The 15,258-nt window shown below is 65.7% G+C and carries 13 protein-coding genes; 7 read left to right on the top strand and 6 right to left on the bottom strand.

The annotated features are described in order from the left end of the window. Window positions 1–38 precede the first annotated feature (38 nt). A complete protein-coding gene (mutS, locus tag FAZ21_RS05520) occupies window positions 39–2,639 on the bottom strand; it encodes a DNA mismatch repair protein MutS (RefSeq protein ID WP_246038500.1) in 2,601 nt (866 codons plus the stop codon). Window positions 2,640–2,940: 301 nt separating this feature from the next. Between mutS and FAZ21_RS05515 the strand changes: the two genes are divergently transcribed. Beyond that, complete coding sequence (locus FAZ21_RS05515) at window positions 2,941–4,026, top strand: extracellular catalytic domain type 2 short-chain-length polyhydroxyalkanoate depolymerase (protein WP_211243378.1); 1,086 nt, start codon at window positions 2,941–2,943, stop codon at window positions 4,024–4,026. 153 nt (window positions 4,027–4,179) lie between these two features. Continuing rightward, entirely contained in the window at window positions 4,180–5,031 is an 852-nt protein-coding gene (locus FAZ21_RS05510; protein ID WP_136772284.1) for an ankyrin repeat domain-containing protein, read from the top strand. A 75-nt stretch (window positions 5,032–5,106) separates the two neighbouring features. On the opposite strand, the gene gdhA is transcribed toward FAZ21_RS05510, so the two are convergent. The 4 genes from gdhA to FAZ21_RS20180 form a co-directional block, all read right to left on the bottom strand. Continuing rightward, window positions 5,107–6,450, bottom strand: coding sequence for an NADP-specific glutamate dehydrogenase (gene gdhA, locus FAZ21_RS05505; protein ID WP_136772283.1), 1,344 nt, complete (start codon window positions 6,448–6,450; stop codon window positions 5,107–5,109). A 357-nt stretch (window positions 6,451–6,807) separates the two neighbouring features. After that, entirely contained in the window at window positions 6,808–7,131 is a 324-nt protein-coding gene (locus FAZ21_RS05500; protein WP_136772282.1) for an antibiotic biosynthesis monooxygenase, read from the bottom strand. Window positions 7,132–7,238: 107 nt separating this feature from the next. Then, a complete protein-coding gene (fusA, locus tag FAZ21_RS05495; RefSeq protein ID WP_136772281.1) occupies window positions 7,239–9,266 on the bottom strand; it encodes an elongation factor G in 2,028 nt (675 codons plus the stop codon). 90 nt (window positions 9,267–9,356) lie between these two features. Continuing rightward, window positions 9,357–9,494: a hypothetical protein gene (locus FAZ21_RS20180; protein ID WP_169307267.1), complete on the bottom strand. Its 138-nt coding sequence runs from the start codon at window positions 9,492–9,494 to the stop codon at window positions 9,357–9,359. Window positions 9,495–10,037: 543 nt separating this feature from the next. On the opposite strand from FAZ21_RS20180, the gene FAZ21_RS05490 reads away from it, so the two are divergent. The 5 genes from FAZ21_RS05490 (at window position 10,038) to FAZ21_RS05470 (ending at window position 13,298) form a co-directional block, all read left to right on the top strand. Beyond that, entirely contained in the window at window positions 10,038–11,144 is a 1,107-nt protein-coding gene (locus FAZ21_RS05490) for an HPP family protein (protein ID WP_136772280.1), read from the top strand. Between the two features lie 139 nt (window positions 11,145–11,283). Continuing rightward, on the top strand, window positions 11,284–11,637 hold the full coding sequence (locus FAZ21_RS05485; RefSeq protein WP_136772279.1) for an ArsR/SmtB family transcription factor: 354 nt from the start codon (window positions 11,284–11,286) through the stop codon (window positions 11,635–11,637). After that, the gene (locus FAZ21_RS05480; RefSeq protein ID WP_136772278.1) at window positions 11,621–12,115 is read left to right on the top strand and encodes an SRPBCC family protein; all 495 of its coding nucleotides are present in this window, start codon (window positions 11,621–11,623) and stop codon (window positions 12,113–12,115) included. The genes FAZ21_RS05485 and FAZ21_RS05480 overlap by 17 nt, the downstream gene beginning before the upstream one ends. 58 nt (window positions 12,116–12,173) lie before the next feature. Beyond that, window positions 12,174–12,680, top strand: coding sequence for an SRPBCC family protein (locus FAZ21_RS05475; RefSeq protein ID WP_136772277.1), 507 nt, complete (start codon window positions 12,174–12,176; stop codon window positions 12,678–12,680). A gap of 93 nt (window positions 12,681–12,773) precedes the next feature. Further along, window positions 12,774–13,298, top strand: a complete 525-nt coding sequence (locus FAZ21_RS05470; protein ID WP_136772276.1) for an SRPBCC family protein — start codon at window positions 12,774–12,776, stop codon at window positions 13,296–13,298. A gap of 19 nt (window positions 13,299–13,317) precedes the next feature. Here the strand turns inward: FAZ21_RS05470 and ggt are convergent, their stop codons facing one another. Then, entirely contained in the window at window positions 13,318–15,051 is a 1,734-nt protein-coding gene (gene ggt, locus FAZ21_RS05465) for a gamma-glutamyltransferase (RefSeq protein WP_136772275.1), read from the bottom strand. Window positions 15,052–15,258 lie beyond the last annotated feature (207 nt).

Here is a 15,258-nt window from a genome sequence, read left to right as displayed (position 1 = left end):
ACGTATCGATCGTGCACCCATCGTAGCAAATGGATTTTTCAATCTTTGCCCGCAAGTGACAAACGGTTGACCTGAGTCATGGAACGGAGTTCGTAGAGTTTTTCCAGCGCCTGCCGGGGTGTGAGGGCGTCCACATCCAGCGTTTCCAGCAACGCCACGGCGGGGTGTTCAACCGGTTCCGGCTCGGCCGGAAGCGGCGCGGCGAACAGGTCGCCCTGTAAGCCATTGCTGATGCTGCTCTGCTCCAGTTCGACCAGCTTACGTTTTGCCTGTCGGATCACATCGCGCGGCACACCGGCCAACTGGGCCACGGCCACGCCGTAGCTCTGCGAGGCGGGTCCTTCCTGCACCGCGTGCAGAAAGACGATCTTGTCCTTGTGCTCGACCGCATCCAGATGCACGTTCACCACCGGCGGATAATCCTGCGCCAGACGGGTCAATTCGAAGTAATGGGTGGCAAACAGCGTGTAGGCGCGGTTCTTTTCGATCAACTGCCGGGCAATGGCCCAGGCCAGCGCCAGCCCGTCGAAAGTCGAGGTGCCGCGCCCTACTTCGTCCATCAACACCAGGCTGTGTTCGGTGGCGTTGTTCAGGATATTGGCGGTCTCGGTCATTTCCACCATGAAGGTGGAGCGCCCACCGGCCAGGTCGTCGGAGGCGCCGATGCGGGTAAAGATGCGGTCCAGCCGGCCGATCACCGCGCGCGTGGCCGGCACCAGGCTGCCCACGTGCGCCAGCAGCACGATCAGCGCCGCCTGCCGCATATAGGTCGATTTACCGCCCATATTGGGGCCGGTGATCAATAGCAGTTTGCGGTGCAGGTTGAAGCAAAGCCCGTTGGGGATGAAATCGTCGATCTGCGCCTCGACCACCGGATGGCGGCCGGCATCGATGTCGATCACGGTGTCGTCGACGAACTGCGGTGCCACGTAGCGCCCGATCACCGCGCGCTCGGCCAGGCAGGCCAGCACGTCCACCGTGGCGGTGGCCTGCGCGGCCAGCCGCAGCGCCGGCAGGAATGGCAGCAGTTGGTCCAGCAGTTGTTCGTAGAGCTGCTTTTCCAGCGCCAGCGCGCGTTCCTGGGCCGACAGCGCCTTATCCTCGAACTGCTTGAGTTCGGGTGTGATATAGCGCTCCGCGTTCTTCATGGTCTGGCGACGCCGGTATTCCGGCGGCACCTGCCCGACGAAGGAATTGGTCACTTCGATGAAGTAGCCGGCAACCCGGTTGTATTCCACCCGCAGCGTGGCAATCCCGGTGCGTTCGCGCTCGCGTTGCTCCATCTGCGCCAGGAACTCGCCGCCATGGGTCTGGATCGCGCGCAGTTCGTCCAGTTCCACATGATAGCCATCGGCGATCACGCCCCCTTCACGCAACACTACCGACGGCTCGGGCAGGATGGCAGCGGCCAGCAACGACCGTATCTGCGCGTCGGGCACCAGCGCGGCGGCCAGGCCCTGGAAGAAATCGCCTTCCGGCAATTGCGTTGCCAGCAGCGGCAGGCGGCCCAGGCTGTCGCGCAGGCTGGCCAGATCGCGCGGGCGCGCCGACTTGAGCGCGATGCGGCCGGCAATGCGTTCGATATCGGCCACTTCGTCCAGCGTGCGATGCAGATCGACATAGCTACCGGCGTCGATCAGTGCGGAGATCGCCGACTGGCGCTCCAGGATCAGCCGGTGTTCGCGCAGCGGGTGATGCAGCCAGTGTTGTAGCAGGCGCGAGCCCATGCCGGTGGCGCACTGATCGAGCAAGGAAAACAGCGTCGGCGCCGCTTCGCCGCGAATGGTCTCGGTCAGTTCCAGGTTGCGACGGGTGGCGGCATCCAGCTCGATGTACTGACTGGCGTGCTCGACGCGCAGCCCCGCCAGGGCGGGCAAGGCGCCGCCCTGTGTAGTCTTGACGTACTCCAGCAGCGCGCCCGCGCCACCCAGCGCCACCATGCCATCAGTCACGCCGAAGCCGGCGAGGTCATGCACGGCGAAATGCCGGGCCAGATTGCGCGCGGCGGCCTGGGTGTCGAACTGCCATGTGGCCAGGCGCCGCACCGGAATGGTCAGCTGGTCCAGCAAGGCCAGCGCGGTATCGTCCGCGACCAGCACCTCGGCCGGGCGCAGCCGCTCCAGTTCGGACGGCAGCTTGTCCACGTCGCTGTCCATCAACGCGAAGTCGCCCGAGGCCAGCGACAGCCATGCCAGCCCCAGCCGGCCCTTGTGCGCCACCAGCGCCAGCAGGCGGTTTTCGCGCTTGTCGTCCAGCAAGGCTGCGTCGGTCAGCGTGCCGGGGGTGACCACCTTGACCACCTTGCGCTCGACCGGCCCCTTGGCCAGCGCCGGATCGCCCACCTGCTCGGCAATCGCCACCGATTCGCCCAGCTTCACCAGCTTGGCCAGATACCCCTCGCACGCATGGTGCGGCACACCGGCCATCTTGATCGGCTGGCCCGCGCTCTGCCCGCGCGTGGTCAGCGTGATATCCAGCAGCTTGGCCGCCTTGACCGCATCGTCGAAGAACAATTCGTAGAAATCGCCCATGCGATAGAACAGCAGCTTGTCCGGGTGCTCCGCCTTCATGGCGAGGTACTGCTGCATCATGGGGGTGTGGTTCAGGGCGTTGTTTTCTCTGGAATTTTCTTTCTTCATCGGGGGTCTTTCTGCTGCTTGGGGCATTGCTGACGGGATGCGGCATTCTACCCGCCGCACTTCGTCGCGGGGAGGGCGTTCATGCCGGAATGATCATCGGGGCGGGCTCCTCGGCCCATCTGGCACGTATCCACGGGGTGGTGGAGCGCCGTACGGGCACTGGCCAAGTGCGCCATGCATCGGCTGCATCGCCTTCCAGCCCGCGCATTCGGAGGGCCACCTTGGGTTTTGCGGGATCGGTGCCAAGATCAAGCGGCACCGCCATTGCTGCGTCGCAACATCACCTCCCGAGGAGCCCCAGATGAAACGCCCTTCCCTGATCCTTCCCATCCCGTCACGGCGCTGGTCGATGTTCGCACTGCTCTTCGCCGTGCTTGCCCAGGCCGGCGCGAACGACGATACCGCGCCGCCAGCGGCGCTGCCGGCGCTGGGCGCGACGACGGAGATGCTGACCGTCTCCGGCTTGTCGTCCGGTGGCTTCATGGCGGTCCAGATGCAGGTGGCGCATTCGGCGCTGGTACGTGGTGCCGGCGTGCTGGCCGGTGGCGGCTATTACTGCGCGCGCAACAGCGTCTTCAATACCAGCGACTGCATGGCCCCCGGGGATTCCATCCTGTTCCCGGCGCCGCCGGTGAGCCGGCTGATCGCCGAAGCCGAGACACAAGGCCGCCTGAAGGCCATCGACCCCCCGGAAAACCTGCGCCGGCAGCGTGTCTGGCTGCTGTCCGGCAGTGGCGATCGCACGGTGACCACCAAGGCGGTGGATCTGCTGCGCGATTTTTATCGCAACTGGACGCCCGCAGCGGCGCTGGCCTATGCGCACGTGCCGACGGCGGGGCATGCCCTGATCCAGCCGGATGCGCCCGACGGCAATGATTGCCCGGTGACGGCGCCGCCCTACATCAACCGCTGTGGCGATTTCGACGCGCCGGGGCAACTGCTTGCGCACCTGCTCGGCGATCTGCAACCCAAAAGCACGCAACCGCAGGGCCGGCTGATCCCGTTCGCACAGTTCGACTTTACGGGTGGCTCGATCGAAACACGGCTTTCCGGCCTGGCGAAGACCGGCCATGTGTATGTGCCACAAGCGTGCGAGCGGGGCGGCTGCCGCGTGCACGTGGTATTCCATGGCTGCCAGCAAAACGAGGAAACCCTGGGCCTCACCTTCATCGATGAATCCGGCTACAACCGCTGGGCGGACAGCAACCGGCTGGTCGTGCTGTATCCGCAGATCGCCAGGCAGTCATCGTTCTGGCCCAATGTGAACAACCCCAAGGGATGCTGGGACTGGTGGGGCTACAGCGGCGCCGATTATCACGTGAAGCAGGGCAAGCAGATCGCCGCCGTCAAGGCGATGATCGACCGGATCACCCAGCCCCTGCCCTGAGGAGGACGTCCGGGCGCTCCGGCCCGGCGAAACAGGCCCTTCGCCACGCCATAAAGCACGATTCATCCCGGTGGCGAGTGGAGCAACCCCCTGCCCGAATGCTATCGTCACGGCTTGTTGCCCAGCCGGGCGGTTGAAGGGGAGTCGCGCGCCATGCATGTCGAAATCGGGGAGGCCTGGGAAATCATCCAGCAGCGTCAAACGGATGAGGCCCAGGCCTGCCAGCGTCTGGAAACCTGGTTCCTGCACGGTGGCAACGCGATGGCCGTGAACGGCGACGAAGCCCTGATCGAAGCCCTGGTCCGGGCGGACTGGGTGGAAGGCGTGAACATCGCGCTGCGCCATGGTTTTCATCCCAGCGACCTGCCCCAGCCCGCGCTGCTGTTGTGCCTCGCCCCCAGTGGCCCGATGGCGCGACGTCTCACCGAGGCGGCCGTGCCGGTGAACCCGGACCCGGCCACGGCGACGCCCTGCCCCGTGGAAACCGCCGTGCGCGAAGATCGCCGCGAGGTCCTGGATGTCCTGCTGCATCACGGCGCCGACCCGAATATCCGGCTTTCCAATGGGGGCTGCCCGCTGCATTTCGCCGCGCATCTCGGCAGGGTGGAAATCGTCCGCGCGCTGCTGGCGCTGGGCGCCGACGTCAACAATGGCGAAATCCACGGCGAGACGCCGTTGCTGGCGGCCATCGCGGAACTGAACGTGGATGTGACGCGCGTGCTGCTCGATGCCGGCGCCGATGTGGAGGCCCGGCGGCAGGATGGCCTGACGGCCTTGCGGGTGACGCTGGCTTCGCCCACCGCACTGCCGGCCGACGAAGCGGACAAGCGCCGGCTGAACATATTCGAAATGCTGCTGAACGCCGGGGCGAGCCTTGCCCGGGACGAACAAGCCGAATCGCTGGCGGAGCTGGCACAACGTCAGTTCGGGGTGGAATCCCCCGTGACGCAGGCGGTGTCCCGCTGGGCGGAACAGGCCGATTCGCCGGAATCCAGCACAAAATAAAACGGCGTGCGGGGCATCAGCCCCGGCACGCCGTCAGCGCTGCGCGGCGAATGCCGCGCCGCCCGATCGGATCGATCAGATCACGCCTTGCGCCAGCATGGCGTCGGCCACCTTCACGAAGCCGGCGATGTTGGCGCCGTTCACGTAGTTGACCTTGCCGTCCGCACCCTTGCCGTAGCGCAGGCAGGCAGCGTGGATGCCCTGCATGATTTCCAGCAGGCGGCTGTCCACCTCTTCGCGGCTCCAGGACAGGCGCATCGCGTTCTGGCTCATTTCCAGGCCCGAAGTCGCTACGCCACCGGCATTGCTGGCCTTGCCCGGTGCATACAGCACGCCAGCCTTGTCGAACACGCGCACCGCGTCGGCGGTGGAAGGCATGTTGGCGCCTTCGGCCACGCAGATCACGCCATTCTTGACCAGCACGTGTGCGTCGTTGTCGTCCAGTTCGTTCTGGGTGGCGCACGGCAGCGCCACGTCCACCGGCACGTTCCACGGCTTGATGCCGGGCTCGAAGTGAGCCTTGACGCGCTCGGCGTAGTCGCTGACGCGACCGTAGAGATGGTTCTTCACTTCCATCAGCACGGCCAGCTTTTCCGGCGTGAAGCCGTCGTTGTCGATCACGGTGCCGGTGGAGTCGGATACGGTGATCACCTTGGCGCCCAGCGCCATGGCCTTCTCGACCGCATACTGGGCCACGTTGCCCGAGCCGGACACCGAGACGCGCAGGCCTTCCATGGTACGGCCGGCGTGGCGCAGCATTTCCTCGGCGAAGTAGACGGTGCCATAGCCGGTGGCTTCCGGGCGCATCAGCGAGCCGCCGAACGACAGGCCCTTGCCGGTGAACACGCAATCGTTGCGGTTGGACAGCTTCTTCATCATGCCGGCCATGTAGCCGACTTCACGGCCGCCGACACCGATATCGCCGGCCGGAACGTCGGTATCCGAACCCACGTGGCGGAACAGCTCGGAAACGAATGCCTGGCAGAAACGCATCACTTCACCGGGGCTCTTGCCCTTCGGGTCGAAGTCGGAACCACCCTTGCCGCCGCCCATGGGCAGCGTGGTCAGGGCGTTCTTGAAGGTTTGCTCGAAGCCCAGGAACTTGAGGATGGACAGGTTCACCGACGGGTGGAAACGCAGGCCGCCCTTGTACGGGCCGATGGCCGAACTGTGCTGGATGCGATAGCCGCGGTTCACGCGCACTTCGCCTTGGTCATCCACCCACGAGACGCGGAACATGATCACGCGTTCGGGTTCCACCAGGCGGTCGAGCAGGCCGTGCTCGGCATAACGCGGGTGTTCCTGGATGAACGGCCACAGGCTTTCGATGACCTCGGTAACAGCTTGCAGGAATTCCGGCTGGCCCGGGTTGCGTTCTGCAACCAGAGAAAGGAACTCGTGCGCGTTTTGGTATTTCATTTTTTTGACCCCGGCAAAGTGTGTGAATCGCACCAAAGCGGGGCATTCTATGCGAGCACGGCCTGTGATTCCAATGCTGCTATTGAGCAAAAACAAGAAGATGTGAATGGAATACGACACATGGCCGAAATGCACACTTGTGGTGCAAATGCAATAGCAGGCATCTGAAATATAGGGGTTTTCACTTACACTTACTGTGAGCAAAGACAACGATTGCCCAGACAAAACAAAGTGCTAGGCCCGCCCAGGCCGGGTCAGCCCGTCACCATGAATCCCGTTGGGATCCGCAATCCTGTCAGCGCTTCAGTGCAAGCGATGCTGACCAAGCAACAGTTATCACCCTGCATGCCGGAAGCATCACCGGTCATGCTGCGCCGGATGCGCAAACGCGCGGTCGCCATAGCTGCGCAGCACCTGCGAAATGATCACCTGGTAGCCACTGAGCCACTCGCTGTAGCGGCGCTTCGCCTCCTGGTGCAGCGGATGCGCGATCAAGGCCTGCAAACCCGCCTCGGACGACCAGTAATAGACATTGCAGATACGCCCGGTCCTGGGGTCCTCCCAGGCCTCCTCGCCCAGATAGCCCTCGGTATCGCGCGCGGCGGCCGCGATCCGGGCGTCCAGCCGATGGAAATCGTCGTCGAACTGGCGGGTATCGAAAATGAACGTGGCGCTGTACATCAAAGTCTCCAGGGTTGGGTCGGCGGGCACGCGATGATAGGGCCGCGCCGCCCGCATCCAAAAGAAATGGCGAGCCCGAAGGCCCGCCATGCCGAACTGGCGTCCGGTCAATGCACCATGTCCGCCATGAGCTGCGGCGGTACCGGCGCGTAATGGTCGAACTGCATGGTGAAACTGGCACGACCGGAACTCAGCGCGCGCAGTTGCCCGATGTAGCCGAACATGTTCTGCAATGGCACCTGGGCCTCGATCGCCGCCGCGTTGGCACGCTGCGTCTGATCGCGGACCAGGCCGCGTCGGCGGTTGATGTCGCCGATGCTGTCACCCACGTATTCCACGGGCGTGATCACCTCGACGGCCATCACCGGCTCCAGCAACTGCGGCTCGGCATCGCGTAGCGCCTGCCTGAACGCGGCAGCCGCGGCCAGTTCGAACGCCAGTGGCGACGAATCCTTCTCGTGATGACTGCCATCGAGCAGCGTCACCCGCACATCCACCACCTGGAATCCCGCCATCACACCGGCCGCCGCCGTCTTGCGCACACCGGCCTCCACGCCGGGCACGAATTCGCGCGGCACGGCGCCGCCGACATTCTTGTCCACGAACTCCAGCCCGCTGCCACGCGGCAACGGCTCCACGCGCAACACCACCTCGGCATACTGCCCCGAGCCGCCGGTCTGCTTGCGGTGCAGGTAACGCGCCTCGGCCGTCCGCGCGATCGTCTCGCGGTACGACACCTGGGGCCGACCCAGCTCGACGTTCACATGGAACCGCGTACGCATGTTCTCCAGCGCTACCTCCAGTTGCAGTTCGCCCATGCCGGACAGGATGGTCTGGCCGGATTCGGCATCCAGCCGCAACCGCAGACTGGGGTCTTCCTGCACGATGGCGTGCAGCGCCTTCAGCATCTGCTGCTGATCGCCCTGCGTGCGCGGTTGCACCGCCACGTCGATCACCGGCTCCGGCGCATCGATGCGCTCCAGCACCAACGGATGATCCTGCGCGGTCAGCGTGTCGCCGGTGATCGTGCCCTTCAGCCCGGCCACGGCCACGATGGCGCCCGCGCCCACCACATCGCGCTCATGCTTGCGATCGGCGTGCATCTCGTACAGCCGTGAAATCCGCTCGCGCCGGTCCTGCGTGGCGTTGTACACCGTGTCGCCGGCCGACAGCCGCCCGCGATACAGGCGGATGAAAGTCAGCGTGCCGTGGTCGTCGTGCGTCACCTTGAACGCCAACGCCGCCAGCGGGCCATCCGGGTCGGGCTGGATGTCGTGCTCGCCCGCCACCGGCACATCGGCGGGCGCCGGCAGGTAGGCGACCACGGCATCGAGCAGCGGCTCCACGCCCTTGTTCTTGAACGCGGAGCCCAGCAGCACCGGCACGAACCGGCCGGCGATGGTGCCGCGCCGGATACCGGCGCGCAGTTGCGCGGCATCCGGCAGCACGCCGTCCAGCCACGCGGCCATCAGCGCATCGTCCTGCTCCACCACAGCCTCGACCAGGCGCGCCCGGTACTGCGCGGCCGCTTCGGCCAGCTCCACCGGGATGGCGCCGATCTCGGCCGGCGCCGGTTCGCCGTGCGCGGGCCAGGTCCGCGAGCGCATCTCGACCAGATCGACCAGCCCGAAGAACTGGCCCTCGCTGCCGATGGGCAGTTGCAGCACCAGCGGTGTGACGCCCAGGCGCTGCGCCATCATGGCGACCACGCGTGGGAAGTCCGCGCCGATACGGTCGAGCTTGTTGACGAAGGCCAGCCGCGGCACATGGTATTTGTCGGCAAGACGCCAGTTGGTCTCGGTCTGCGGCTCCACGCCGGCCACGCCGTCGAATACCACCACCGCGCCATCGAGCACGCGCAGCGAACGGTTCACCTCGATGTTGAAATCGATGTGGCCGGGGGTATCGATCACGTTGATCTGATGACCCTGCCAGAACACGGTGGTGGCCGCGCTGTTGATGGTGATGCCGCGCGCCTGCTCCTGCGGATCGAAATCCATGGTGGCCGCGCCGTCGTGCACCTCGCCCAGCCGGTGGTTCTCGCCGGTGTAGTAAAGAATGCGTTCAGTGGTGGTGGTCTTGCCCGCGTCGACGTGGGCGATGATGCCGATATTGCGTAGGTTTCTGTCTTCCATGATGAGGTTCATCCACAAAGCGCCGCCGACCGCGTCTTGGGCGGTGGCGGCCAAACGATCGTCGACCTTCCGGCTGGTCGCGCCGGATGGTCAGGCCATGTCTTGCGGCTGCGTGGACGCCAGCGCTGCGACGCAGGCGACGGCCACGATCGAGCCAAAGGATGGGCGCAAGTCCCCTTTCCCCTGGCTGGAACGAATTGTGGCGATCAGCTTGTCGTAGGTACGCATGGCGCTGCCTCTCTGGCCGTCGTGAACTTGTGGCGTCGTGGGCGCGAAGCGCCCCTTCCCGTCTTCGCTGCGAAACCGTCTCGCGATTCGCTGGACGCTTGCGCGTCGTGCTCAAGTTCGTATCGGCGTTTGTTGGTGGTGGATGAAAAAACAAAACCCCCGCTGGCATCGCCATGCGGGGGTGTGGGCTCCCGAAAGGCGATGGCCTTCCGGTGCGGGGCGGAAGGCTAAGTCATGGCGACCGACAATGCGTGCGCACCGACCGGCAGGCGCGCGCCTGCCACGAGGGCGGCAATCGACTGCTGAAGGCGGTTAGGGCGACGGATCATTGCGTAGGTGTCCATAAGTTGCGATTACTCTAGTTGATAACAGTGCAAATCGCAATAGAACGTGACTAATGTGCCACTTATCGCAAACAGGCTGGGTCTATCGCCATACCATCCGCCCGTCGTCGCATATCACTACCGGCAGGGCCGACATTTGGCGTACCGGCCGGAGTGGAGCGTAAAATCGCCCGCTTTTCTTTTCTTGCGCGAGCAATCCGTGTCCGCTGCCCTTGCCTGGTTTCGTAGCTTCCACCCCGCCCCGCTCGCCGCCGGCTGGCGCGAGCGTCTGTTCGGCTGCCTGGGCGCGGGGCTGGGATTGCTGCTGTGCGAGTGGGTCAGCCGCCGCGCGCTCGGCACGGTGAATCCATGGTTCGTCGCACCGATGGGCGCATCGGCGGTACTGCTGTTCGCGGTACCCGCCAGCCCGCTGGCGCAGCCGTGGTCCATCGTCGGCGGCAATACCGTTTCGGCGCTGATCGGCGTGGCGTGCGGTCTGCTGCTGGGGCACAACGGGCTGGCGGCGGGCCTCGCCGGGGCACTGGCGATCGGCGTGATGTTCCAGTTGCGCTGCCTGCACCCGCCGGGCGGCGCGGTGGCCTTGACGGCGGTGATCGGCGGCCCGGCCGTGGCGGCGATGGGATGGGATTTCGTGCTGTGGCCGGTGCTGGTCAACTCGGCGCTGCTGCTGCTGGTGGCGCTGGTATTCAACAACCTGACGCACCGCCGCTATCCGCATGGCCCGGTGCCGCAATCCAAACCGCACCGTACCGACGATCCCTTGCCCAGTGAACGCGGCGGCCTCACCCGCGAAGACCTGGATGCCGCGCTGGCCGCGCATGGCGAGCCGCTGGACATCACGCGCGACGACCTCGCCGAGCTGCTGGGGCAGGCCCAGGCGCTGGCGCTGCATCGCCGCTTCGGCAGCGTACGTTGCGAAGACATCATGTCGCGCGACGTGATCCGCGTCGGGCCGGACAGCACGCTGCGCGAAGCCTGGGGCCTCCTAGCCCGGCACAAGGTCAAGGCACTGCCGGTCACCGATGCGCAACGCAGCTTGCTGGGCATCGTGTCGCTGCACGACTTCTTCGTCGAGCATACGGCCGAACCGCGCTTTCCCACCGGCCCGTTCGACGGCGAACGCCCTGTCTCGGCCATCATGACCCAGCGGGTGCACAGCGCCCGACCCGATCAGTCCATCGCGGAGCTGGTGCCGGTATTTTCCGACGGCGGCCTGCACCATATGCCGGTGGTGGACGCCGCCGGCATCGTCGTCGGCATGTTGACGCAATCCGACCTGGTGGCGGCGCTGGCCAAAGCCGGCTGACCCGCCCTTCCTCACCCATCGCCCGCCACTCGGCGGGCGATGGGTGCCGCCGCTTGACGCACTACGGTGCGCCCTTTAATTTACCAATTGGTTAATTAACCAATTGGTACACCCGCAACACCCGAGAGGTTCACGCAACATGGCTCCCGACGACGCGCTCAACGCCACCTTCGCCGCGCTGGCTGATCCCACCCGCCGCGCCATCCTGGCCCGGCTGGCGCAGGGCGAGGCTTCGGTCAAGCAACTGGCCGAGCCCTTCGCCATCAGCGCGCCCGCCATCACCAAGCATCTCAAGGTGCTGGAGCGCGCCGGCCTGATCACCCGCGGCCGCGACGCCCAATGGCGCCCGTGCCGGCTGCACGCAGGTCCGCTGCGCCAGGTGGCGGACTGGGTGGAGGAATATCGCCGTTTCTGGGAGCAGCGGCTGGACCGCCTGGAGGATTACCTCCGCGAACTGCAAGCACAGGAGCAACGGCATGACCCGCAGTCCTGAAACGCCCCCCGACGTGCGCCACGAGCGCATCGTGATCGACCGCCCCTACGACGCCACGCCCGCCCAGGTGTTCGCCGCCTGGGCCAGCCCCGAGGCCAAGCGCCGCTGGTTTGCCAACGACGAGGAATGGGAGAACCTGGAGTACCGGCTGGATTTTCGCGTTGGCGGCCAGGAATTCGACCGATCCCGCCCACGCAATGGCGGCACGCTGCACCAGTACGACGGCCGCATCGAGGACATCGTGCCCGACGCACGCATCGTCATCGCCTACACCATGTCGCTGGATGGGCAACGCATCTCGTCATCGCTGCTGACGCTGGAATTCCAGCCACGCACCAACGGCACCCGGCTGCTGTTTACCGAGCAGATCGCCATTCTCGACGGCGCCGACAGCGCCACCTCGCGCGAAAGCGGATGGCGCTCGGTGCTGGACAAACTCGAAGCGGCGCTGCGCCACGATCGCGGCAGCACCGCCTGAACCTTTCGCCCGACCACGAACGCGCCGCAGAACGCGTCGTCCTTCCCTGGAGCACACCATGAACACCGATAGCGATTTCGTCATCACCCGCCTGCTCGACGCCCCGCGCGCGCTGGTCTGGCAGGTTCACAGCGATCCGGCCCACCTGGCCCGCTGGTGGGGGCCGAAAGGCTGCGCCATCGACGTGGCCAAGCTGGATTTCACCCCCGGCGGCCTGTTCCACTACGCCATGCGCTGGCAGGAACAACCGCCCATCTGGGGCCGCTTCGTCTATCGCGAGATCGAGGCACCGCGCCACATGGTCTACGTCAACAGCTTCGCGGATGCCCAGGGCGGCATCGTGCGCAATCCGTGGAGCGCCACCTGGCCGCTGGAAATGCTCACCACGCTGACGCTGGAAGAAGAAGGCGCGCAGACCCGGCTGACCATCCGTTCCAGCCCGCTGACCGCCGACGAGGAAGAAATCCGCACCTTTGTCGCCGGCCATAAGTCGATGGAGCAAGGTTTCTCCGGCACCATCGAACAACTGTCCGACTACCTGGCCAGCCTGCCTCGCGGCGCGTAAGTCCCCGCTTCCCGACCTGCCGTCGAACCACGAAGGCCGCCAGCGGGCGGCCTTCCCTTCGCCCCGCCCGGGCCGAACCGGAGTTTCCTGCAAATGCTGAAAATCATCCTGCTCATCGTCGTGGCCGCCATCGCCGTGGTACTGATCTACGCCGCCACCCGCCCCGATACCTTCCGCGTACAACGCAGCACCCGCATCCAGGCGCCGCCGGCCAGGGTCGCCGCGCTGATCGACGATTTCCACGCCTGGCAGGCGTGGTCGCCCTGGGAAAAGCGCGATCCCGCACTTCAGCGCACCTTCAGCGGCCCGCAGCGGGGCGTGGGTGCGATCTACGAATACCAGGGCAACAAGCAGGTCGGCCAGGGACGGATGGAAATCATCGAATCCAGCCCGGCCCGCATCCTGATCAAGCTGGATTTTCTCCAGCCCTTCGAAGCGCACAACCAGGCCGAGTTCACCCTGCAACCCGAGGGCGACGGCACCCGCCTCACCTGGGCGATGTTCGGCCCACAGCCCTATCTGTTCAAGCTGATGGGCGTGTTCTTCAGCACCGACAGCATGGTGGGCAAGGATTTCGAGAGCGGGCTGGCCAGCCTGAAGGCACAGGCCGAGCACTGACCGCACGCCGCCCGGTCTGCTACGGCTTCTGCACCAGCGCGCTGCCACCCCCATGGCGCACCGGCTCGCTCACGGCGGTGACCGTACCGTCATCGTTGAAGCGGATGGCATTGGCGGCGCCGATCTGGTCGGTTTCATTCCACTGGTGACCAAATTTCGCCAGCGCCCGGGCCTGGGCGCTCCCCGGAAACCCGGTGAGCGTTTCCACCTGGGTCCTGTCGCCATTGCGCTGGCTCAAGCGTGGCGCCGCCACGGCATCGGCCAGCGACATGCCCAGGTCCACATGGTTGACCAGCGTCTGCAATACGGTGGTGATGATGGTGGAGCCGCCCGGCGAGCCCAGGGCAAAGGCCGGCTTGCCCGCTTGCAGCACGATGGTCGGGCTCATGCTGGAACGCGGTCGCTTGCCGGCTTCCGGCACGTTGGGGTGCGGGCCGCTGAAATCGAAGTCGGTCATCTCGTTGTTCAGCAGGAAGCCGCGCCCCGGCACCACGATGCCGCTACCGCCCCAGTCTTCGATGGTGAAGGTGTAGGCCACCACGTTGCCCTCGCGGTCGCTGACCGTCAGATGCGTGGTATGCGCCGGCTCGGCGGCCAGCACAGGCTGCGGGCGCAGCGGCACCGACTGGTCGTCCTGGTAGGGATACGGATCGCCCTGCGCCACCTTGCCATGCGTGGCCCTGGCGTCGATCAGCCGTGCCCGCTCGCGGGCGTAATCCCTGGAAAGCAGACCATCGCGCGGCACGTCGATGAACTCGCTATCGGCCACGTAGGCATTGCGGTCGGCGAACGCCAGCCGCGACGCTTCCAGGTACAGGTGCTCCGCCTCGGCGCGCGGCAGTGATTTCAGGTCGTAGTTCTCCAGAATGTTGAGCGCCTCGGCGATGGCGATGCCGCCGCTCGATGGCGTGGGCATGCCATAGACCTCGTAGCCACGATAGGTCGAGTGGATCGGCTGGCGCAGCCGTGCTTCATAGTCCTTCAGGTCGTTCAGCGTCATCCGGGCGCTGAGCACGCTGACCCCTGGATTGGTCGGCGGCGTGTTCACCGCCTTGACGATGCTGGCCGCCAGCGGCCCTTCGTAGAAGGCCTTGACGCCACTGCGCGCCAGCAGGCGATAGGTGTCGGCAAGATCGGGGTTGCGAAAGTGCGTGCCCACCGGCAGTGCCTTGCCATCGCGCAGGTACAGCTTGCTGGTGCTGCTGAAGCGGGCGAATTTCGCCTCGTTCAGCGTAGCGATGCGGTTGAAGTTGGGGCCCACCGTAAAGCCCCGGGTAGCGACGCGGATGGCGGGCGCCAGCACCTTGGAGAGCGGCATGTTGCCATAGCGGGCCAGTGCCTCGTGCCAGCCCCGCACGGTGCCCGGCACCCCCACCGCGATGCCGTTGGGCACGGTTGCGGACCAATCCATGGCCTTGCCATCCTGCTGGAATACGCCAGGGCTGAAATAGGCCGGCGCGGTTTCGCGATGGTCGAGCGCGATCACGCGCTGATCCTTGGCCGAGTAGATCAGCATGAAGCCACCACCACCGATGCCGCAACTGAACGGATCGGTCACGCCCAGCACCGCCGCCGCGGCGACGGCGGCATCCACGGCATTGCCGCCGGTGTTCAGGATCTCCATCGCCGCCTTGCTCGCCTCATCGGAAATGGTGGCCACCGCGCCGCCGTGGCCGGTGGCCACCGGCTGCGCCGCATGGGCGGCGAACGCCGCCACCAACAGGATCGTTGCCCACACCGTGTTCTGCCGCATCGTGCCGCTCCCGGAAAAAGACCGTCCCATCCTAGCAGCGCCACCCGCCGATATTGAATGTGGGCTTACCCGTAGCCATGCGAATGCGTGAATTTATCTGACGAACAGCGTGGCGATGACGCCAGGGCGTGTCATCCAATGTTTCACGACAGCGTTCGGTGCAGTTCGGGATGCCGTGCAAGGCGCTGGACGCGCGGCGGTATGGAT

Source organism: Chitiniphilus eburneus (assembly GCF_005048205.1).
In the GTDB taxonomy this organism is placed as follows: domain Bacteria; phylum Pseudomonadota; class Gammaproteobacteria; order Burkholderiales; family Chitinibacteraceae; genus Chitiniphilus; species Chitiniphilus eburneus.
This window is presented reverse-complemented; position numbering and strand designations above follow the sequence as displayed.